The following is a 20,615-nucleotide window of genomic DNA, read 5'->3' on the forward strand; positions in this document are numbered from 1 at the left end:
ATTGGAGAATTGTTGATGGTTTCATCGGGTCTCTACCGACTGGGGTCGCGCGAGCCGCGCGTTCCCGCCGACGGGCGATATTACATCGCGCCCGGCGCCGTGGTGATCGGCGACGTGCAGTTGGAGGAGGATGTCAGCATCTGGTTCAATGCCGTCTTGCGCGGCGACAACGAGCCGATCATTCTCGGGCGCGGCTGTAACATCCAGGACGGATGCGTTGTCCACACCGACCCCGGGTATCCCGTCGAGATCGGCGACGATGTCACCGTCGGGCACAATGCCACCATTCATGGATGCCGGATCGGCAAGGGTAGTCTCGTCGGCATGGGGGCGACGATCCTGAACGGCGCTCGGATCGGAGACAGATGCCTGATCGGGGCCGGCGCACTGGTGCGGAAAAACATGGTCGTCCCGGATGGGTCGCTGGTCCTCGGGGTTCCCGCCCAGATCGTCCGCACACTCGACGCGAAAGTGGCCGAGGGCCTGTCGACCGGGGCGCAGCGATACCGCGCGAAGGCGCAGAACTACCCTGGGGATCTTCAGCCGGTTTCCGTCGGGAAGGCAACGCCGGGTGCCTACGAAGGCAATTCCATCATGCGGGAGGACGTGCATGTCGCAGAGTGAGAACCGACTGGTCAGTGTCGTCGAGCATTGGCTCCCGCGCATGGAGGTGGCCGGGATCCCATCGGCAACCGCACGCGCCGTCATCGAGCGCGCCGGCGTCTGGCAGAACTGGCTTTCCGCGTGGAGTGAGGAGGGCGAGCGTCACGCAGAGCTCGGCGCTGCGGCTCTGGTCGCCGGCCGCAACGTGACCGCCGGCGAAGCCTATGCCCGCGCCAGCCTTTTTTATCATTTCGGACAGTTCATGGCCTTCGAGGACCTGGACGCCAAGGCGAGGGCGGCCGCGCGCAAAGTGGAGCTCTATCGCCTCGCCTCGCCGCTGCTCGATCCGCCTGGCGAGATGGTCGCTGTGCCCTTCGAGGACGGCGAACTCCGGGCCTTTCTTCGCGTGCCGAAGGGGGAGGGCAGCCACCCGCTGGCGCTGATCATCCCGGGCTCGGATTCGACCAAGGAGGAATTCCCGGCATTCGAGCGGCATTTTCACGCGCGCGGCGTGGCGACCCTGTCGCTCGATGGGCCCGGACAGGGCGAGGGGCGTTCGATGGGGGCGCTGCGCCCGGATATCGGCCCGGTCGTCGAGGCGGCAATCCGGTCGGTGGAGGCGCATCCACGCCTTTCGGGCAAGGTTGCGCTCGTCGGCATGGCCTTCGGCGGGTTTCTCGCCTTGCGCGCGGCCGCATCCGTGCCGGCGATCGCCGGCGTCGTCTCCATCAATGGCTTCTTCGATCTCGGCGGGTTCTGGGACGCGCTGCCGCTGGTCTATCGCGACAACATGCGCTTCTCGCTGGGTGGCACGGACGTGCGCGAGCGCGCCGACCGTTTCACCCTGGCGCGATGCGCGCCGCCAACCGTCCCGGCACTCATCCTCCACGGTGGACGCGACAAGATCTTTCCACCCTCCGAAGCGGTAAAATGCGCTGATATCTGCGCGCGCGGCGCCAAACTGCACATATTCGAGGACGGCAACCACGTCTGCAACAACATCCCCTGGCTCTATCGCCCGCTCGTCGCCGACTGGGTGGCGGAGCGCACACGCAGGTGATGGTCGACGACGGACGCTTCGACTGTCACGGTTTGGCTGTCGCCAAGAGCCGCGTTACGCGTCCGGCAAGGTGAAGACGGCGCAAGGTGCCGCGATGCCGCGCAAGGGGTGGTCGCCGAGCGGCAGCAGCGGCGTCGACGCGACGTCGGCGACGGCGCCCGAGATCAACACGGACCGGCCGAGCGGCCGGCACAGACCCTCCAGGCGGCTGACGAGGTTTACCGCCGGGCCGATGGCGGTAAAATCCAGCCGATCGGCGGCGCCGATATTGCCCCAGAAAACATCGCCGAGATGCAGCGCCACGCCGAAGGAGAGCGGCGGCAGACCGTCGGCCTGCCGTGTCTGGTCGAGATGCGCCATGCCGGCACGCGCAGCGCCGACCGCGCGCAGGGCTGCATCGCAGGCTTCGCCCGGCGAACCGCTTACCGGAAAGATCGCCAGAACGCCGTCGCCGATGAATTTCAACACCTCGCCGCCAAAAGCGTGGATCGCGCCGGCGAGGCGGTCGAACCAGGCGTCGAGCGCCGCGATCACCTCGGCGGGTTCCGATGTTTCGGACAGCGCCGTGAAATTGCGCAAATCGGCGTAGAGCAACGCGGCGCGGATGGTCTCGCCGCTATCGCGGGTCAGCGCCCCGGCGCGAACACGGGCAGCGCTGCGGCGGCCGAGATAGGCGTCAAGCAGGGCGGCGAGCGCTGCACGCTCGGCAAGTGCTGCGAGCGGCGCGGCGGCAAAACGCGCGACATCACGAAGCTGCGCTGTCTCGTCAGGGCCGAAAGGGCGGGTTCCGGCCCAGCCGAGGGGCGCACGTTCCGTCTCCGAGCCGGTCGACTGTTCCAGCAGCGGCCCGAGCTCGGCCAACCACTCCGCTCCGGCCCGGTCGGAGACGGCGCCGGCAAAGCCGAGGCTCTCGATCACCACGTCGGTCTCGGCTCGCCAAAGCCAGGTGCGGCGCGCGATGATCGGGTGCGGCACGGCGAGCGTGAGCGCACCGCCCGCGAGCGGCAAACCGTCGGCGACAAGCCGACGGCCGAGTTCCGACAGGAACCGGTCCGGCTCCGGCGAGGCGCTTGCCTCGTCCACGAGCCAGGCGAGGGGTGCGGACAAATCCATGGTGGAGAGGATAGCGTCGGGACCCCTGCGGACAAGTCCCTTCCCGCCTGGTGTCGCGGGTAAGGCATGGAGACGCCTGGTGGCGTCATCGGCCATGGCGGTCTATGATTGCCGTAGCCCGCACTCGGCCTCTCACCCGGCGGGCAGGCCAATCTGCAAAGGGAAGACCGATGCCAGAAGCCCTTGTCGTTCGCCGCGAAACGCATATTCCGGCGCCGCCCGCCGCAGTGTTCGCTCTTTTGACCGACCCGGAAAAGATCCTGCGCTGGATGGGAACGGAGGCCGACACCAAGGCGGAACCCGGTGGCCTCTATCTCGTCAATGTGACGGGCGCCCGATTTGCCCGTGGATCGTTTCGCGAGGTGGTGCCGGTGCATCGGCTCGCCTACAGCTTCGGCTGGGAGGGCAGCGAGATCGTCCCGCCCGGCTCGAGCCTGATCGAGATCGACCTGATCGAGCAGCCGCCCGGAACATTGCTGCGCCTCACGCAAACGGGATTGCCCACCGCCGAGCAATGCGCCGGTCATGCGGAGGGCTGGGCGCATTATCTGGAGCGGCTGGGACAGGTGGCGTCCGGGCGCGACCCGGGACCCGATCCGTGGCTCGGCCGCGACGGCGCGGCCTGAACCGCTTGTTCCTCAAATCGGCAGAAGTGCGTCCGGCTTGACGTCGCCGACCGACGCGTAGGTGTGTGTCTCCCTGACGCCGGGCAGGGGCAAGATCACCCGTTCGAGAAAATCCTGAAACAGCGACATGTCGGCAATCCGCGCCTTCACCAGATAATCGAAGCCGCCGATCACCATATGGCATTCCAGAACTTCCGGCGCCTTTGCAACCGCGTCGGAGAAGCGCTCGAAGATATGCGGGGCGGTATGGTCGAGGCGCACCTGGATGAAGACGACGGTGCCTCGGCCGATCTTCTTCGGATCGAGGATCGCCCGCACGGCCTTCACATAACCCTCGCGGAAGAGACGCTTCACGCGCTGGCTCGTGCCCGTTGGCGACAGACCGACACACTCTGCCAGCTCCAGTGTGGTTCGCCGGCCATCTTCCTGCAGCAATCTCAGCAAGGTGCGATCGACGGTGTCTAGACCTGCAATTTCGTTCTTCACGCTATTTGGTCCATGAAAGAGTGATAATCGCTCAGATTCATCAAAATAAGTGTATTTCGACGCAGCCGTTTGCGCAATACGGTGTTTCTGTCGAAGCCCCGGGTGGGGCTTCCGCAGTGTGGGAGACGGGCGTGCAAAGTGCTACGATGGGGGAGGGCGACCGCAGCCGGCGGCTGGCGATATGGGCAGGGGTGGCGGTCGTTGCCATCACCACCTTACAGTTCGTGGCCGCCCGGTTCAGTCTGCGCGAGCATCTGACGGCCGCCGACATCGTCACCTTGCGGTTCTCTGGTGCCGCCCTGGCCTTCCTGCCGGTGTTCCTCAGCTTCGGCTTGCCGAAGTTGATGCAGCTTGGCTGGCGCAAGGCAGCCGTGCTGGCGCTGCTGACGGGGCTGCCCTATCCGCTGATCATCAACCAGGGACTTTCGCTGGCACCGGTCGCCCATGCGGCTGCACTCTCTCCCGCCGTAATCGTCTTCTTTTCGTTCCTGTTCTCCCGCCTCGTCTTCAAGGACAAGGCCTCCGGCATGCGGCTTGCAGGTGTTGCCACGGTCATTGCCGGCCTTTTGCTGTTCGTCGTCCAGTCGGGCGTCGCCGACGCCGGGACATTGCGCGGTGATCTCTTGTTCGCCATATCGGGGTTGATGTTTGCCACCTTTGCGGTGCTGGTGCGGCTATGGTCCGTCGACGCCGTGACGGCGACGATCGCCGTGGTGTTCTTCTCCTGCCTGCCGTTGCCCTTGCTGCACATTCTGGCGCCCAGCGGGCTCGCTGCCGCGTCTTTCACAGAAATTGCCACGCAATTCGTCATCCAGGGTTTTCTTGCCGGAGCGCTCGCGAGCGTTCTCTACACCTATGTCATCCGCCAATTGGGCCCGCAGCCTGCGTCGCTGTTCATGCCGTGCGTCCCGGTGACGACGACCGCGGCGGGCGTCGTCGTTCTCGGTGAAGTCCCGACGCTGCTTCAGGTCGTCGCCATTGCCGTCATCACGTTCGGAATGGTCTTCCCGATCCTGAAAAGGGCGTAGGCCGGGCCGGCTGCCCGCCTACTTCTGCGCCTGCTCGGCAGGCATCGGCTTGACCGGCGCGCCGGGGAAGATCTTCTGCAGGTTTCCCGCGATCACCTTGTCGCCCTCCGAAACGCCCGACGTCAGGCCGATCAGGTCGCCGCTCGTCGGGCCGAGGGTGACCAGCCGCTGCTCGACCGTCTCGTCCTTGCCGACGACATAGATGTATTTGCCGAGCTGGCTCGAGCCGAGCGCCGTTTCCGGCACCATCAGCACGTTTGGTTCCTCGCGGACCTTCAGCCGCACGCGGACATATTGACCGGGCAGCAGGGTCAGATCGGTGTTGTCGATCGTTACGCGCGCCACGACCGTTCCGGTATTGCCCTCGACCGTATTGTTGATGAAGCTGAGATCGCCGCGATAGCGCGGCTCCTTGTCGCCGGGAAGAAGCACTTCCGCCTCCACCTTGCCTTTCGCCCGCGCCTTCTGAATCTCGGCGAGCTCCGTCTCGCTCGGGTTGAACGAGACGTAGATCGGCGAAAGCTGCACCAGGTTGTTGAGCGGCGTGCCTGCGGTGTTGCTGACCAGCGTGCCCTCGGGCGCCTGGTTCCGTCCCAGGCGACCGGCGAAGGGGGCCTGGATTTCGGTATAGTCCAGGTTGATCTCGGCGGTGCGCACCGCTGCCCGCGACATGGCCAGCGCCGCTTCGGCCTGGTGTACCGCGCTCTGGCGCTGGTCGAAACTGTCCTTGTCGAGGTACCCGGTCGTGGCGAGCTCGTTGCCGCGGTTGAGGTTGGAGCGCAGATAGGCGAGCGACGCCTCGTCCCGTTCGACCTGAGCCTTCGCCTGATCCAGTTCCGCGCGATAGTCGCGCGGGTCGATCCGGTAGAGCAGATCGCCTTGCTTCACATCCGAACCGTCGGGCGCCGCCTGGGACTCGATGTAGCCGGTGATCTTGGCCCGAAGCGTCACGTTGCGGATCGCTTCCGTTCGCGCCGAATAGTCGAGATAGATGGGAATGGTTTTCTTGACGACCGCTGCGACCGGGACAGGCATGGCCTGTTGCGGCGGACCCACCGCCGCGCCGGCGTCGCCGCCTTTCAGCTCGAAGCCGCCGTTCTTGTAATGATAGGCCGCGGCGAGGGCGGCGACCACGACCGCTGCGGCAAGGACCAGTCTCGAACCACGCATGTCAGGCTCCAATTCCTATTCCGCCGCCTCCGGCTCGTGACGCTGGCCGATCGGTTGCGAGGATCTGCCCTCGCGCCATCTTTCGATGACCGCGTAGAAGACCGGGACGAAAATCAGTGTGAGAATGGTTGCCGCCAGCATGCCGCCGAACACGGTCGTGCCGATCGACTGGCGGCTGGCAGCGCCCGCGCCTCTGGCATACATCAGCGGCAGCACGCCGAGAATGAAAGCGAAGGCCGTCATCAGGATCGGCCGCAGCCGCAGACGCGCCGCTTCCGCGGCGGCAGCGACCACGTCGAGCCCCTCCTCGCGCCGCCTTCGTGCGAACTCGACGATCAGGATGGCGTTCTTGGCGGCAAGTCCAACCAGCATCACGAATCCGATCTGCGAATAGACGTCGATCTGCATGCCGCGCAGCCACAGCGCCGAGAGTGCACCCAGGAGCGCGAGCGGCACCGAAAGCAGCACCATGAAAGGCATCGACCAGCTTTCGTACTGGGCGGCCAGGATCAGGAAGCAGAAGACGAGGGCGAGCGCAAAGACGAGCGCGGCGATCGAGCCTGCCCGGATCTCCTGATAGGTAATGCCGGTCCACTCGAATGTGTAGTCCCGGGGCAATGTCGTGCGGGCGACACGCTCCATCGCGGCCACCGCCTGGCTCGAGCTGAAGCCGGGTGCTGCCGCCCCGTTGACCAGTGCCGAGGGATAATTGTTGTAGTGCGTGATGGTCTCGGGCCCGACCGTCGGCTTGAAGGTTCCTAGCGTGTTGAGCGGCACCATCTCGCCCTCAGCGTTGCGCACGTAGAGGCGTGAAAGATCGGTCGCCGAGGCCCGCGCGCCCTGGTCGGCCTGCAGCGTTACGCGGAAGGTGCGGCCGAAGATGTTGAAGTCGTTGACATAGAGCGAGCCGAAATAGATCTGCAGCGTGCTGAAGATATCCGGCAGGCTCAAGCCGAGCAGCTTCGCCTTGTCGCGGTCGAGATCATAGTCGAATTGCGGGCTCGAGGTGCTGAAGGTGGTGAACAGCTGGTACGGATTGATCTCCGGCTGCTTGCGCGCCTCGGCGATTAGCGCCTGGGTCGCATCGTTCAGCGCCTGGGCACTGCGCCCGGCGAGATCCTCGACCTGGAATTCGAAGCCGCCGGTCGCGCCGAGACCCTGGATCGACGGCGGATCAAACGCGAGCACCAGCGCATCCGGGATCTGTAAGAGTTGCGGCGTCACAGCCTCGCGCAACGCCGAGGCGCCCTGTTCCGGCGGTCGTTCGTCCCAAGGCTTCAGGACCGCGAACTGCACGGCGGAGTTCGACTGGGCGGCGAAGGAGAGGAAATTGAAGCCGACGACGGAGCCGACGAAATCGACGCCGGCAGTGCCGCGAAGGATCTCCTCGGACCGCCGCGCGACCGCCTCGGTGCGCTCAAGCGAGGCACCGTCGGGCAATTGGATGACGACGAAGAAGTAGCCCTGGTCCTCGACCGGCAGGAAAGTCGAGGGGATGCGCTGCCATAGCGCGTAGGTCGAGGCGATCGCGGCGAGGAAGACGGCAAAAAGCGCCCAACGCCAGCGCACGAGCCCGGCGACGCTGTGCGCATAGCCGTGCGACAGCGCGTGAAAACCGGTGTTGAACCAGCGGAAGAGAGCAAAACGCGGCTCACCGCGATAGCGCAGGAACGCAGCGCTCAAGGCCGGACTGAGGGTCAGCGAGTTGAAGGCGGAAAAGGCGACCGAGATCGCGACCGTAAGCGCAAACTGGTTGTAGAGGCTGCCGGCGACGCCCGGGATGAAGGCGACGGGGATGAAGACGGCAAGCAGCACCGCGGTCGTCGCGATAATCGGCCCGGTCACCTCCTGCATCGCCTTTTTGGTGGCCTCGAGTGGCGGTAGGCCGGCTTCGAGTTGGCGCTCGACGTTCTCGACGACCACGATCGCATCGTCGACGACGAGGCCGATGGCGAGCACCATGCCGAGCAGGCTCAGCATGTTGAGCGAGAAGCCGAAGAGATACATGACGACCAGCGTCGCGATGAGAGAGACCGGAATGGCGATCGTCGGAATGATCGTCGTGCGCAGGTTCTGCAGGAAGATGAAGACGACGAAAACGACAAGGGCCAGCGCCTCGAGCAGCGTGAACACCACATCCTTCATCGCCGCCGAAACGAAGCGTGTGGTGTCGTAGAACATGTGGTAGGCGATGCCGGCGGGGAAGCGCTGCGAAAGTTCGTCCATCTTCGCCTGCACGCGGGCCTGCAGGTCGAGCGCGTTGGAGCCCGGCCCCTGAAAGACGGCAAGCACGACGCTCTCCTTGCCGTTGAAGGTGACCGAGGAGGAATAGAGCAGCGCGCCGAGTTCGATGCGGGCCACATCACGCAACCGGGTCGTCGCCCCGGTGGTCTGGTCGGCTCGAAGCACGATGTCGCCGAACTGGGACGGATCGCTCAGTCGCCCGAGCGCGTTGATCTGCATCTCGAAGGGGGTGCCCGCCGGCGCCGGCGATTGTCCGATCTTGCCGCCGGCCACCTGGATGTTCTGCTCGGTAATCACGTTCTGGACGTCGACGGCGGTGATGCCGAGATTGGCCATGCGGTCGGGATCAAGCCAGACGCGCATCGAATAGCGGCGCTCGCCGAAGAGCTGGACGTCGCCGACACCCGGCAGGCGCTTCAGCGGATCGAGGATCTGCAGATAGGCGTAGTTGCTGACCGAGGCGAAATCGACCGAATTGTCGGGCGAATCCAGGCTGACGAGCACGGTGAAGTTGGGGATCTGCTTGGCGATCGTGACGCCGGTCTGGTTGACGAGGGCCGGAAGCGAAGAGGCGGCCTGCGACACGCGGTTCTGCACGTCGAGCGCTGCGACGTCGATCGGATAGCCCACTTCGAAGGAGATGATGATGCGCGACGAGCCGTCGTTCGAACTCGTCGAGGTCATGTAGAGCATGCCCGGCACGCCGTTGATCTGCTGTTCGAGCGGCGTCGTGACCGTGTCGGCAACGACCTGGGCGCTGGCGCCCGGATAGTTGGCGGCGACCACGATCTGCGGCGGCGTCACGTCGGGAAACTGCGAGATCGGCAGCAGGAAGTAGCAGATGCCGCCGGCAAGCGTCATGATGATCGCGATCGCCGATGCGAAGATCGGCCGGTGGATGAAGAAGTCGATCATGACTGGACCGATCCATTGGGTGCGCCGCCATCGCGGCGGGCAGCACGGCGGAGCATTTCGAAACCGGGCATGCGCACACCCGCCGCGCGGACCTTTTGGTCAGCGACGTTCTCCTCAGCCTTCTGCCCATCCAGCATGCGCATCGTAAGGCTCCAGCACGAGATCATGATGGGCCGGATCGACCCAAATCACGAGCATTGTCGAATTTTAAAAGTCTCTGCGGTGTGCGCTCTGGCTAAAAGACGCCTGACGACCGCGCTCACCGACACTGCGCTCGAAATTTTTCTGCGGTTACCGCCGCCGTTTCCGGAACTGTCTTCGCGACGGCGGCTTTTCCTCGATGTGCCGCGCTGGCGAAAATGTTACTGGTCGGTAACATCGTCGCATGTTATCGACCCATGACAGGGCGTCAAGGGGCAAGATTTTCCGCGCCGTCCACGCCGGGCCAATGCGATGACAACGGATTTCTGCAAGCCATCCCGTCGTTCGCCGCGCGATCGCATCGTCGAGGCCGCGCGTGATCTCTTCCGCCGGCACGGCATTCGCGGAACCGGCGTCGATGCGATCGCTGATGCGGCCGACAGCAACAAGATGACGCTCTACCGCCACTTCAGTTCGAAGGACGACCTGATCGTCGAATGCCTGCGCCATGCGGGAATGGAGATGGACGGCTTCTGGCGCGAGCTGGAAGACGCGCATCCCGGCGATGGGTTGGGGCAGCTCAGGGCCTGGGTCCGGCGCATTGCCGAACATCTCGGCGACGACAGGTGCCAATGCGAAATGATGAGCGCCGCCGTGCAACTGACGGACGAGGATCATCCCGGACGAGAGGTGATCCGCACATTCAAGGATGCGCAACGGGATCGGGTCGTGGAGCTTTGCCGCAGGGCCGGCGTCGCCGATGCGGAACTGCTCGGCGACACGCTGCTGCTGTTGATCGAAGGCGCGCGCGCCGCTCAGCAGAGCAGCGGCGCCGAAGGGCCGAGCGCTCGTTTCGCGGAGATCGCCGACGCGGCGATCCTGTTCTTTGCCGGCAGTGGCGCCGTTCCCAGGTAACGACCGTGTGCCTATCGCTCGGCGGGCCAGTCGGGGTGGTGGCTGTCGATCACGAACACATGGGTGTGGCGGTGACCGCGGCCGACACGCGTCGCGCCGGCGACATGGGGATGATCGTCAGCCAGCGCGTGGTGCACGTGCTCGATTTCGTCCGGATCCTGCGCCGGCCAGAGGCGGGCGGCCGCGACGATGGCACCCACGGCGATGAGGCCAAGCGCGGTGAAGGTCGTGCCGAGCCCCACGGTTGCGCCGAGCCAGCCGGCAAGCGGATAGGTGATCAGCCAGCAGGCATGCGAAAGGGCGAACTGGGCGGCAAAGAGCGCAGGCCGGTCTTCGGGCTGCGCGGAGCGGCGGAGCAACCGGCCCGATGGCGTCTGCGCCAGCGAATAGCCGAGACCGATGGCGAGCCACAGCGGCAGCAGCGAAGCGAAATTTGGAGCGAGGGCGCCGATGAACAGGCCGGCGGTGAGGATCACCGCGCCCGAAAACATGGCGACGCGATCGGGTGTCCTGTCGAGCAGGCGCGGCAACAGCAGCGCGGCGATCATCGAGCCGCTGCCGAAGGCGGCGAGTGCGACGGCTGTGTCGGACTGGGTTAGTCCGAATTTGGCCTGGACCAGCACCACCGTGTTGACGATGACCATCGACCCCGCCGCCGAGACCGCGAGATTGAGCGCGAGCAGACCCCTGAGCCGCGGTGTGGCGAGGTAGATGCGCAGGCCCCGCGTCGTCCGGTCGTAGATGCCGCGCCGTTCCGTCGCCTTTGGGCTCGGAAGCGCGACCGAGACAACGAAGGCGGCGGAAGCGAGGAAACCGATCACCGTGCCGGAAAAGAGGCTGTGGAAATTGATGACCGTGAGCAGCGCTGCGGCGAGCATCGGGCTTGCGACGCTTTCGAGGTCATAGGCAAGCCGCGAGAGCGACAGGGCGCGCGTGTATTCCTTTTCGTCCGGCAGCACATCCGGAATGGTTGCCTGGAAGGTCGGAGTAAAGGCGGCCGACGCCGACTGCAGCACGAAGATCAACACATAGACCTGCCAGATCTCGGTCACGAACGGCAGGAAGAGAGCAACGGCTGCGCGCACGAGATCGAGGCTGACGAGCATGGCGCGACGTGGAAGCCGTTCGGAGAAGGCGGCGGCGATCGGCGCCACGCCGACATAGGCGATCATCTTGATCGCGAGCGCCGTTCCGAGCACCGCGCCCGCTTCGGCGCCGGCCAGATCATAGGCGAGAAGCCCGAGCGCGACGGTCGCAAGACCGGTTCCGATCAGGGCGATCACCTGCGCCAGGAACAGGCGGCGGTACGTCCGGTTTGCTAGGGTCTGCAGCATGGTGGTTGGGCTCGCTCGGTGGGCGGTTAGTGGCGGCGCGTCCGCCGCTCAGAGGTATTTCGTGATCGCCTTGAACTCGTCGATGGAGTGGCGCTGGTCACGCGGAAGCGCGCCGATCGTGTCTTCAAGGCAATGGTCCAGATGGTCCTGGATCAGGGTGCGCTTCGCCTGGCTGATCGCCTTCTCCACCGCGTGGAGCTGTTGAGCGATGTCGAGACAGGCCCGACCACCCTCGATCATGGCTATCACGCTCTTCAGGTGCCCCTCGGCGCGCTTCAGCCGCTTGACAATATCGGGGTGGGTGTCGTGCCTATGCTCGCTCATTCCAGTATCCTATCCCCCTGGATAGGATAATTCAAGGGAGGAGTTTTTGGCGGTGTTCATGGGCGACCATGCGTTCGGCGTCTCTGCGAACAGTGCCGCCGACCCGAACGCGCGCTTCGCCCGCGCCTCAAATGGTGCGCCTATGCCCCGCCATCGGGCGGGGCATAGGTTTGGCTTTGCGAGAGGCGTTACCCGGTTCGCCGATGCGGAGCCGGGCGCTCGAGCACTTTGATTCTAGAGCATCTTTCCGCCCGTAAGTGATTCCACTTGAAGGCAGGATGCTCTAGAGGCGCACGAGCATCTTGCCGGTGTTGGCGCCCTTGAAAAGGCCAAGGAAAGCCTCAGGCGCATTTTCCAGGCCGGCGACGATGGTTTCGCGCAATTGGATCTTCCGTTCCTTGATCCAGACGCTCATCTTGCGATCGAACTCGGGGATCAGATCGACGTGATCGGAAACGATCAGCCCCTCAAGGCGGATGCGCTTCTCGATCGCCTGGAAGATGTTGCGCGGCCCGGCCGCGCCGCCGGCATTGTAGCCGGCGATCATGCCGCAAAGCACGAAGCGGGCGTGGTCGTTGGCGAGCGCAAGCGCCGCCTCAAGATGGTCCCCGCCGACATTGTCGAAGTAGATGTCGATGCCGTCAGGTGCTGCGGCGGCAAGCGCTTCGGTCAGATCGAGCGTCTCGCGATAGTTGATGACGGCATCGACGCCGATCTCGTTCTTCAGCCAGGCGGCCTTATCCGATGAGCCGACCGAGGCGATCACCCGCAAGCCGCTGAGCTTGGCGATCTGGGCGACGATGCTGCCGACGGCGCCGCTGGCCGCCGAAACGAAAATGGTCTCGCCTGGCCTGGCATTGGCGATGCGCGTCAGCCCCACATAGGCGGTGAGGCCGGGAAAGCCGAGCGCGCCGAGATAGGCCTGGGCCGGAAGACCCGGATCGATCTTGCGCGCCGTCGCCGCGTCGATGACCGCATAATCCCTCCAGCCGGCGAAATGCACGACGGCGTCGCCGACCGAGAAGGCCGGATCGGTCGAGTGTTCGACCACGCCGACGGCGGCGCCATCCATGGCTGCGTCAAGCTGGAACGGCGGAATATAGCTTTTCCGGTCGTCCATGCGGCCTCGCATATAGGGATCGACGGACATCCAGGTGTTGCGGACCAGCAGCTGGCCGGGCTTCGGATCGTCGAGGCGCCGGCTGGCGATCTCGAAATTTTCTGCGGTCGGAAGTCCGGTCGGACGGCTCTTCAGATGGATTTCGCGGGTTTCGGTAGACATGGTTTTTTCCTTTGTCGTCTGGGGTTCGGTTGAGAGGGGATGCGTGGGTTCGTTCGCGCGCCGCCTGTGGCGGCGTTCGGTTCGGTGGTGCACGATGGAAGATGAGATCTCGGGGGGTCGCCGACCCGTCGGCTTCAGGCCGTCGCCGGCAGCAGGCGGGGTTGCCCGGGGGAAGGCTGGTGCTGGCCCTCCGCATAGGCGCGGCCCAGATCGTGGGCGGTGGCAAGATTGCGCAGCCGCGCCGCGCGGTCGCCGCTCTCCACGTCCAGGAACAGGTGCGACTCGACATTGGTGACGCCGCTGAAATTGAAGATCCCATGGGCGATCTGGGCGGTCAGCGCGCTTTCATAGCCGTGCTTCTGGTAGAGCCGGTGGTTCCCGGCGCCGGTGGCGATCAGGCGAACGCGCTTCGCAGAAAGCGGTCCGGTGAAGCGATCGTCGCTGCCGAAGGCCCAGCCCTTGGTAAATACACGATCGATCCGGCCCTTTGCGACTGCCGGCAGCGACCACCAGTAGATCGGAAAGGCCAGCAGCAGGAGGTCGGCCCGTTCGACGCGCTGCTGTTCGCGCCTGACGTCCTGCGGCAACGGTCCAAGCCCGCGATAGAAAGCCAGATCCGCGCGGGTCATGCGCGGGTCGAAACCTTCGGCGGCAAGGTCGGCCAGTTCGACCGCTGCGGTCTTCGTTTCGCGGATGCCGGCGACGTAGCGGTCGGCCAGAGATCTGGCGAAGGACTGGCCTTCCGGATCGGCGGTGACGAGAAGAATGTTCATGTCGGCCTCGCTTGTCTGTGTTCGTTGGAACTATACAAACATCTGCCAAGGCGATAAAAAAGTTCGAATTTTGGCGTATATCTATCTATTGGATCGATCAATGCTGCGTATATCCCTGGATCAGTGGCGGACTTTCATCGCGGTGGTCGATGCCGGCGGCTTCGCGCAGGCGGCGCAGGCGCTGAACAAGTCGCAGTCGACGGTGAGCTATGCGGTGCGCCAGATCGAAGAGAGACTCGGTGTCGCCGTGTTCGAGATCGAGGGGCGCAAGGCGCTCTTGACCACCGAGGGGCGTATTCTCTACCGACGCGGCAAGTCGCTGGTCGACGAGGCGACGCGCCTGGAGCGGGCGGCCGAAAACCTCGCCAAGGGTCAGGAGCAGATGCTGAGCCTGGCGGTGGAGGGGCTGTTTCCCTCCTGGCTGCTCCTGCGCTGCATCGAGCGGTTCGGCGAGGAGGCGCCGGAGACCCGGATCGAGCTCCATGAGAGCGTGATGGGCGGAACGGACGAGTTGCTGCTGGCGGGTGCCGTCGACCTTGCGATCTGCGCTGACAATCTGCCGGCCGGTCACACGGGCGAGGTTCTCCTGCGCTATCGGGCCGTTGCCGCCGCCGCTCCCTTCCACCCGTTGCACCGGTTGGAACGGGAGCTCGGGATCGAGGACCTCAAGGGTCACCGCCATCTGGTGATCCGCGACAGCGGCTTGGCTAGGCAACGCCCGAGCGTCTGGAGCGTGACGGAGCGGCGGCTGACGGTCAGCCACAAGGCAACCTCCATTCGCGCCGCCTGCATGGGCATGGGCTTTGCCTGGTATCCGGAGGACTGGATTCGCGAGGAGCTTGCCGCCGGCCAGCTGAAGCCCCTGCCGCTGAAGGAAGGGTCGGAGCGCTGGGGCGCAATGTATCTGGTCTACCCGGATCCGGATGCGGCGGGACCGGGCGCAAGGCGCCTGGGCGAAATCATCAGGCAGGAGGCGCGCGCCCTGGGGCCGTAGCCGCCTGTCCATGCGTCCTTCGGGCCGTGCCGGTAGTTGCTTTCAGGCCAGTCGCTGCAGGAGACCGCGCCGTCCGCGCTCCATCACCACCCCGTGGTTCCAGCGAAAGACGGGCCTGAGGATGAAGGAAAGCCGGACCATCCAGGGTTTTGTGACCTCTACGATCCAGTCGTAGCGAACGCGGCAGCTGGCTCCGTCGCCTTGCAGCGTCCAGCGGCCGATGCCGTCGAGTTCGCCCAGTGCCCGGCCTTCGATGAGGAAGGGCGGCTCGACTTTCACGGTCTCCATGTCGAAGACCAGCTCGTATGGTAGCGCTGTCGACCAGCGCATGCGCCTGATGGCGCCGACACCGCGCTCGTCACCCTGTTGCAGCAGCGTCACCTGTTTCACCGAGGGCCACCATTCGGGCCAGCGCTCCGGCGCGCTGAGTTCGCGCCATACGTCTTCAAGAGGGGCGTCGATCGTCCATTCCGTGACAAGATGAAAACTGGCCGACGACATCGCCGATCCCTCAACAGGCGGATGTCTGGAGTATAACACGGCATGCGGGCCCGACGGCCCGCATGCCCTTTTCATTGCCGTTAGGCAGCCTGCGCCGCCGTTCCAACCGGCTCGAGGTCGTCGACGACCTTGTCGCCGTTGTAGACGGTCTCGTTAAGAATGCCCTCGCGCTTGGAAACGATGGTCGGCACCAGCGCCTGGCCGGCGACGTTGACCGCCGTGCGGCCCATGTCGAGGATCGGGTCGATCGCGAGCAGCAGGCCGACGCCTTCGAGCGGCAGGCCGAGCGTCGAGAGCGTCAGCGTCAGCATGACGGTGGCGCCGGTGAGGCCGGCCGTTGCGGCGGAGCCGAGCACCGAGACGAAGACGATCAGCACATATTCCTGAATGCCGAGCGGCAGGCCGAAGAACTGTGCGATGAAGATCGCCGAAATCGCCGGGTAGATCGCGGCGCAGCCGTCCATTTTGGTGGTCGCGCCGAGCGGCACGGCAAAGGCGGCGTATTCGCGCGGCACGCCGAGGCTCTTTTCGGTCACCGTCTCGGTAACGGGCAGGGTGCCGACCGAGGAGCGCGAGACGAAGGCGAGCTGGATCGCCGGCCAGGCACCGGCAAAGAAGCGCGAGGGTTTCAGCCCGTGTGCGACGAGCAGCGCCGGGTAGACGACGAAGAGCACGATCGCAAGGCCGATATAGACGGCGGCGGCATACCAGCCGAGCTGCGCCAGGGTTTCCCAGCCATATTGGGCGACGGCGCGACCGAGCAGGCCGATCGTGCCGATCGGCGTCAGCCGGATAACCCACCAGAGGATCTTGCGCACAACGGCAAGCAGCGACTGGTTGAAGGCGAGGAACGGCTTGGCGGCATCGCCGACCTTCAGCGCCGCGGCGCCGACGGCGATCGAGACGACGAGGATCTGCAGTACGTTGAAATTGAGCGAGGTGGTGGCACCCGTGTCGGTGACCTTGGTGCTGGCTTCCAGGCCGAGCATGTTGGCAGGCACGAGGCCCTTCAGGAAATCGAGCCACGAGCCGGAATAGGACGGGGCTTTCGCGGCTTCCTGCGAAACGGCCGAGCCGACACCGGGCTGAATGATCAGGCCGAGCGCGATGGCGATGACGACGGCGATCAGCGAAGTGATCGCGAACCACAGCAGCGTCTGCCAAACGAGCTTTGCGGCATTCTGCAGCGTCGCCAGATTGGCGATCGAGGCGACGATGGCGGTAAAGACGAGCGGCGGCACCAGAGCGCGCAGAAGCTGGACGAAGATCGAACCGATCGTCTGCAGGGTCACGGTCAGCCAGTTGGCATTGCCGCTGGCATCGACGCCGATGTTGCGGGCGATGAGGCCGAGCAGCAGGCCGATGACCATGGCTGCCAGGACCTGGAAGCCGAAGGAGGCATAAATCGGCTTTGGTGAGGATTGGGTGGTTGCTTGGGACACGTCTTTCACTCTCATTGTGTGGCGGCGGCCGCATTTTTGGCAACGGTCGCCGCAAGTGTCCGAAAAATAGTCGAGTATTCTGGTCGAGATAAGAAACCCTTTGTCTCGAAAGGTACTCCGAGTGGAATATTTTCGCGGAGCAACCACGCGCTGTCGCTTCGGCCGGATTGACTTTGCGGGCGGCGCAGCGGTCGCCGATCTCCAAACTCGGCGAAGTGACGAAAAACATTTCAATCTCGCCGCACTTCGTTGAAATCTCCTTTCTCTATAAAAATAGTGTATAATGTAATCTGTCCGTCGTGGCCGGAGTTCGCCGCGTGTTGCGGGGCGCCATGTGGGCTCCGCCGCCGGCGGGGCGATCTCCTCAAGTTTGCAGCGAGAACAGGAGAGGATTGAGATGACACGCAAGATCCGGCTTGGAGCCTTTCTTCCCGGTGGCGGGCAGCATGTCGCGGCCTGGCGTCACCCCGACCAGCCAGCCGACGGGGCGACCAGCTTCGAGTTTCACAAGCAACTGGCGTTGACCGCGGAACGCGGCCTGTTCGACGCCTACTTTCTTGCCGACGGGCTGGCAATCGGCTTTGGCGGCGCGCGAGAGGGCGGCAACGCCCGCGTCGCCGGCTTCGAGCCGGTCACGCTGTTTTCCGCCTTGGCGCCGCTGACCACCCATCTCGGTTTCATCGCCACCTCGTCGACGACCTATGAGGAGCCCTATACGACGGCGCGCAAGTTCGCGTCGCTCGACCTCATCTCCGGCGGCCGCGCCGGCTGGAACGTGGTGACGACGACGGGCGATCCGACGGCGCAGAATTTCAACCGCGACACGCAGCTTCCCCATGCCGAACGCTACCGGCGCGCGGCCGAGCATGTCGATGTCGTCAAGAAGCTGTGGGACAGTTTCGAGGACGATACATTCATCCGCGACAAGCAAACGGGCGTCTTCTTCGATCCGGCGAAGCTGCACGACACCGATCACCGCGGCGAACACTTCAAGGTGCGCGGCCCGCTCAACATCTCGCGCTCGCCGCAGGGGCATCCGATCATCGTGCAGGCCGGCCAGTCCGACGACGGCCGCGGGCTCGCGGCGGCAACGGCGGAGGTCATCTTCACCGCACACCAGCACATCGAGACGGCGCAGGAATTCTATCGCGACATCAAGGCCCGCGCCCGCGGTCTTGGCCGCAATCCCGACCATATCCTGGTGATGCCCGGTGTCTCGCCCTTCGTCGGCCGGACGGAGGCCGAAGCGCGGGAGAAATACGAGCGGCTGACCTCGCTCATCGTCGAAGAGGACGGTATCGGCCTGCTCAATGGCCTGACCGGAGGGACGCTCGATCTTCGCGGCTACGATCTCGACGGGCCGCTGCCGCCGGCGCCGCCGACCGAGGGCATGAAGAGCCGGCAGGCGCTGATCCGCCAGATCGCCGACGAGAACAACTTCACCATTCGCCAGCTCTATCAGTGGATCGCGTCGGCGCGTGGCCATTACACGATCGTCGGTACCGCCGGGCAGATCGCCGACACGCTGCAGGAATGGTTCGAAAACGAAGCCGCCGATGGCTTCAACATCCTGCCGCCATGGTTCCCGACGGCGCTCGACGACTTCGTCGAGCTGGTCATTCCGGAGTTGCAGCGTCGCGGCCTGTTCCGCACCGCATACGAGGGTAGAACCTTGCGCGAAAATCTCGGCCTGCCCGTTCCCGTCAACCGCTGGACCGCCGCCCGCTCGGCCGTTCAGGCAGCGGAATGAGGTTCGATCATGTCCTATGAAACCGTCAACACCTCGCTTGCCGCAGGCTTCGGGACGACGCGCCGCGAGGTGCACGCCAGGAGCTCGATCCCGCCAGTCGCGCATCAGAGGCCGCGTGTCGAGCCGCGCGGGCGGCGCCTGCTCGGCGCGATCGTCGCCCGCTACGGCCTCGTGCTCGCGTTTCTGGCCTTCTGGCAGATTGCGAGCACCGTGGGCTGGGTCAATGCGGCGGTCTTTCCGCCGCTCGACGTGATCCTCTCTGCCCTTTGGGACGGCCTTGCCGGCGGTGCGCTGCTCGACGACATCGCCATCAGCCTGCAGCGATCGGGCATCGCCTTTGCCGCCGCCGTCGCGGTCGGCATTCCGCTCGGCCTGTTCATGGGGCAGGTTCGTCTCGTGGAGCAGGCGCTCGACCCCATACTGCAGCTTTTCCGCCAGACTTCGGCGCTGGCGCTTTACCCGGTCTTCATCCTCCTGCTTGGTCTCGGCGAAACGTCGAAGGTCTTCGTGATCTTCTGGGCGACGCTGTTTCCGATCCTCTTGTCGACGATTGGCGGGGTCAAGGAGGTCGACAGGAAGCTGATCGAGATGGCCCGCACCTACGGTGCCGGTTCGCTTGCCGTCTTCCGCCGCGTGGTTCTGCCCGCCTCCGTGCCTGCGATCTTCGTCGGCCTCAGGCTCTCGGCCACCACGGCGCTGCTTCTCCTCATTGCCGCCGAGATGATCGGCGCGAACAAGGGCATCGGCTTCCAGGTGATGAACGCCCAGTACAACTTCCAGATCCCGCTGATGTTTGCGTCGATCCTGCTGCTTGCCCTGCTCGGGCTCGCCGCCAACGCGCTGCTCGTTCTCGTCCAGCGCAATCTCTGCCGCTGGTCTGCACCGAACGCCTGACCGCCTTTTCCAACTCTCCCTCGAAAGGATATCGAGATGACTTTCCATCCCCGCAATCTCCTTCTCTCGGCAGCAGTCACGCTCGGCCTTGCGGCACCGGCTGTTGCCGCCGACGCCGTCACGCTGCGCTATCTCGCCAGCCAAGGCGGCCTGTCGGCGCATGAGCTCGCCCAGGAGCTCGGCTATTTCGATGGTACCGGGATCACCATCGAGAGCGTCGGTTACGCCACCGGCGGGCCGGCTTCGCTGATCGCGTTGGCCTCCGGCGACGTCGAGATCGGCAGCGCAGCAACCTCCGCCGTCCTCAACTCGATCATCAGCGGCAACGATTTCGTCGCCGCCTATCCCTCCAACGGCATCAACGACGAGGTGCAGTCGATCTTCTACGTGCTGGAAGACAGCCCGATCAAAAGCATCAAGGACATTGCCGGCAAGAGCATTGCCGTCAACACGCTGGGCGCGCACCTCGACTATACGATCCGCGAGGCGCTGCATTCGGTCGGCCTGCCGACCGATGCGGCCAATCAGGTCGTCGTTCCCGGCCCGCAACTGGAGCAGGTTCTGCGCTCGGGCCAGGTGGATATCTCCGCCTTCGGCTACTGGCAGACGACCTTCGAGGGTGCCGCCCGCAAGAACGGCGGCCTGCGCGCGATCTTCGACGATACGGATGTGCTCGGCGAGATCGCCGGCGGTTTCGTCGTGCTGCGCCGGGATTTCGTAAAGGAGCACCCGGAGGCCGCAAAGACCTTCGTCCTGCAGTCGGCCCGCGCGCTCGACTATGCCCGCGAGCACCCGGCAGAAACGAAAGATCTTCTTGCCAAGACGCTGAAGGCGCGCGGTGAAAACCCCGATATCGCGCAGTATTTCCGCGGTTATGGCGTGCGTGCCGGCGGTCTGCCGGTCGAGCGCGACCTGCAGTTCTGGATCGACGTGCTTGTGCGTGAAGGCAAGCTCAAGCAGGGCCAGTTGGCGCCCAAGGACGTGCTCTTTGCCGTCGACGGCGCAGCGGCCAGCAACTGA

20 protein-coding genes are annotated in these 20,615 nt (G+C 64.9%); 10 read left to right on the forward strand and 10 right to left on the reverse strand.

The features are described from left to right. Nucleotides 1-15 precede the first annotated feature (15 nt). Entirely contained in the window at nt 16-624 is a 609-nt protein-coding gene (locus XB14_RS21005; protein ID WP_077963612.1) for a gamma carbonic anhydrase family protein, read from the forward strand. Beyond that, nucleotides 611-1,663 carry an alpha/beta hydrolase family protein gene (locus XB14_RS21010; RefSeq protein WP_077963613.1) on the forward strand — a complete coding sequence of 351 codons (1,053 nt, stop codon included), beginning with the start codon at nt 611-613 and terminating at the stop codon, nt 1,661-1,663. Before XB14_RS21005 ends, XB14_RS21010 begins: the two co-directional genes overlap by 14 nt. 54 nt (nt 1,664-1,717) lie before the next feature. Here the strand turns inward: XB14_RS21010 and XB14_RS21015 are convergent, their stop codons facing one another. Next, nucleotides 1,718-2,776, reverse strand: coding sequence for an adenylate/guanylate cyclase domain-containing protein (locus XB14_RS21015; protein ID WP_077963614.1), 1,059 nt, complete (start codon nt 2,774-2,776; stop codon nt 1,718-1,720). Nucleotides 2,777-2,946: 170 nt separating this feature from the next. Here XB14_RS21015 and XB14_RS21020 point away from each other — a divergent pair, with 170 nt between their 5' ends. Continuing rightward, complete coding sequence (locus XB14_RS21020; protein WP_077963616.1) at nt 2,947-3,402, forward strand: SRPBCC family protein; 456 nt, start codon at nt 2,947-2,949, stop codon at nt 3,400-3,402. Nucleotides 3,403-3,414: 12 nt separating this feature from the next. Here the strand turns inward: XB14_RS21020 and XB14_RS21025 are convergent, their stop codons facing one another. Next, nucleotides 3,415-3,888, reverse strand: a complete 474-nt coding sequence (locus tag XB14_RS21025; protein ID WP_077963618.1) for an Lrp/AsnC ligand binding domain-containing protein — start codon at nt 3,886-3,888, stop codon at nt 3,415-3,417. Nucleotides 3,889-4,019: 131 nt separating this feature from the next. Here XB14_RS21025 and XB14_RS21030 point away from each other — a divergent pair, with 131 nt between their 5' ends. Continuing rightward, nucleotides 4,020-4,916 (forward strand): DMT family transporter, encoded by an 897-nt coding sequence (locus tag XB14_RS21030; RefSeq protein ID WP_234804099.1) that lies wholly within the window; start codon nt 4,020-4,022, stop codon nt 4,914-4,916. An 18-nt stretch (nt 4,917-4,934) separates the two neighbouring features. Here XB14_RS21030 and XB14_RS21035 read toward each other — a convergent pair whose 3' ends face one another. Together XB14_RS21035 and XB14_RS21040 are read right to left on the reverse strand one after the other, a co-directional pair. Next, nucleotides 4,935-6,086: an efflux RND transporter periplasmic adaptor subunit gene (locus XB14_RS21035; RefSeq protein WP_077963620.1), complete on the reverse strand. Its 1,152-nt coding sequence runs from the start codon at nt 6,084-6,086 to the stop codon at nt 4,935-4,937. A 15-nt stretch (nt 6,087-6,101) separates the two neighbouring features. Further along, a complete protein-coding gene (locus tag XB14_RS21040; protein WP_077963622.1) occupies nt 6,102-9,245 on the reverse strand; it encodes an efflux RND transporter permease subunit in 3,144 nt (1,047 codons plus the stop codon). Between XB14_RS21040 and XB14_RS32770 the strand changes: the two genes are divergently transcribed. Together XB14_RS32770 and XB14_RS21045 are read left to right on the forward strand one after the other, a co-directional pair. Then, nucleotides 9,225-9,647 (forward strand): hypothetical protein, encoded by a 423-nt coding sequence (locus XB14_RS32770; protein WP_143348477.1) that lies wholly within the window; start codon nt 9,225-9,227, stop codon nt 9,645-9,647. The two genes, XB14_RS21040 and XB14_RS32770, sit on opposite strands and share 21 nt — an antisense overlap. A gap of 51 nt (nt 9,648-9,698) precedes the next feature. Continuing rightward, nucleotides 9,699-10,301 carry a TetR/AcrR family transcriptional regulator gene (locus XB14_RS21045; protein WP_077963623.1) on the forward strand — a complete coding sequence of 201 codons (603 nt, stop codon included), beginning with the start codon at nt 9,699-9,701 and terminating at the stop codon, nt 10,299-10,301. A gap of 11 nt (nt 10,302-10,312) precedes the next feature. Here the strand turns inward: XB14_RS21045 and XB14_RS21050 are convergent, their stop codons facing one another. The 4 genes from XB14_RS21050 to XB14_RS21065 form a co-directional block, all read right to left on the reverse strand. Then, the gene (locus XB14_RS21050; protein WP_077963625.1) at nt 10,313-11,635 is read right to left on the reverse strand and encodes an MFS transporter; all 1,323 of its coding nucleotides are present in this window, start codon (nt 11,633-11,635) and stop codon (nt 10,313-10,315) included. A gap of 48 nt (nt 11,636-11,683) precedes the next feature. Next, nucleotides 11,684-11,959 (reverse strand): metal-sensing transcriptional repressor, encoded by a 276-nt coding sequence (locus XB14_RS21055; protein ID WP_077963626.1) that lies wholly within the window; start codon nt 11,957-11,959, stop codon nt 11,684-11,686. 283 nt (nt 11,960-12,242) lie between these two features. Then, nucleotides 12,243-13,241 carry an NADP-dependent oxidoreductase gene (locus XB14_RS21060; RefSeq protein ID WP_077963627.1) on the reverse strand — a complete coding sequence of 333 codons (999 nt, stop codon included), beginning with the start codon at nt 13,239-13,241 and terminating at the stop codon, nt 12,243-12,245. 134 nt (nt 13,242-13,375) lie between these two features. Beyond that, nucleotides 13,376-14,014 carry an NAD(P)H-dependent oxidoreductase gene (locus XB14_RS21065; RefSeq protein ID WP_077963628.1) on the reverse strand — a complete coding sequence of 213 codons (639 nt, stop codon included), beginning with the start codon at nt 14,012-14,014 and terminating at the stop codon, nt 13,376-13,378. Between the two features lie 100 nt (nt 14,015-14,114). Between XB14_RS21065 and XB14_RS21070 the strand changes: the two genes are divergently transcribed. Further along, nucleotides 14,115-15,008, forward strand: a complete 894-nt coding sequence (locus tag XB14_RS21070) for a LysR family transcriptional regulator (RefSeq protein WP_077963629.1) — start codon at nt 14,115-14,117, stop codon at nt 15,006-15,008. A gap of 42 nt (nt 15,009-15,050) precedes the next feature. Here XB14_RS21070 and XB14_RS21075 read toward each other — a convergent pair whose 3' ends face one another. After that, complete coding sequence (locus tag XB14_RS21075; RefSeq protein WP_077963630.1) at nt 15,051-15,509, reverse strand: SRPBCC family protein; 459 nt, start codon at nt 15,507-15,509, stop codon at nt 15,051-15,053. A gap of 80 nt (nt 15,510-15,589) precedes the next feature. Then, on the reverse strand, nt 15,590-16,951 hold the full coding sequence (locus XB14_RS21080; protein WP_077963631.1) for a dicarboxylate/amino acid:cation symporter: 1,362 nt from the start codon (nt 16,949-16,951) through the stop codon (nt 15,590-15,592). Between the two features lie 397 nt (nt 16,952-17,348). On the opposite strand from XB14_RS21080, the gene XB14_RS21085 reads away from it, so the two are divergent. From XB14_RS21085 to XB14_RS21095, 3 genes are read left to right on the forward strand one after another with little or no spacing between them, the layout of a single operon-like run. Beyond that, on the forward strand, nt 17,349-18,701 hold the full coding sequence (locus XB14_RS21085) for an LLM class flavin-dependent oxidoreductase (protein WP_077963633.1): 1,353 nt from the start codon (nt 17,349-17,351) through the stop codon (nt 18,699-18,701). A 9-nt stretch (nt 18,702-18,710) separates the two neighbouring features. Continuing rightward, nucleotides 18,711-19,595: an ABC transporter permease gene (locus XB14_RS21090; protein ID WP_077963634.1), complete on the forward strand. Its 885-nt coding sequence runs from the start codon at nt 18,711-18,713 to the stop codon at nt 19,593-19,595. Between the two features lie 36 nt (nt 19,596-19,631). Continuing rightward, on the forward strand, nt 19,632-20,615 hold the full coding sequence (locus tag XB14_RS21095) for an ABC transporter substrate-binding protein (RefSeq protein WP_077963635.1): 984 nt from the start codon (nt 19,632-19,634) through the stop codon (nt 20,613-20,615).

The sequence above is a fragment of the Ensifer adhaerens genome, from assembly GCF_002007205.1.
Lineage (GTDB): Bacteria > Pseudomonadota > Alphaproteobacteria > Rhizobiales > Rhizobiaceae > Ensifer > Ensifer adhaerens_D.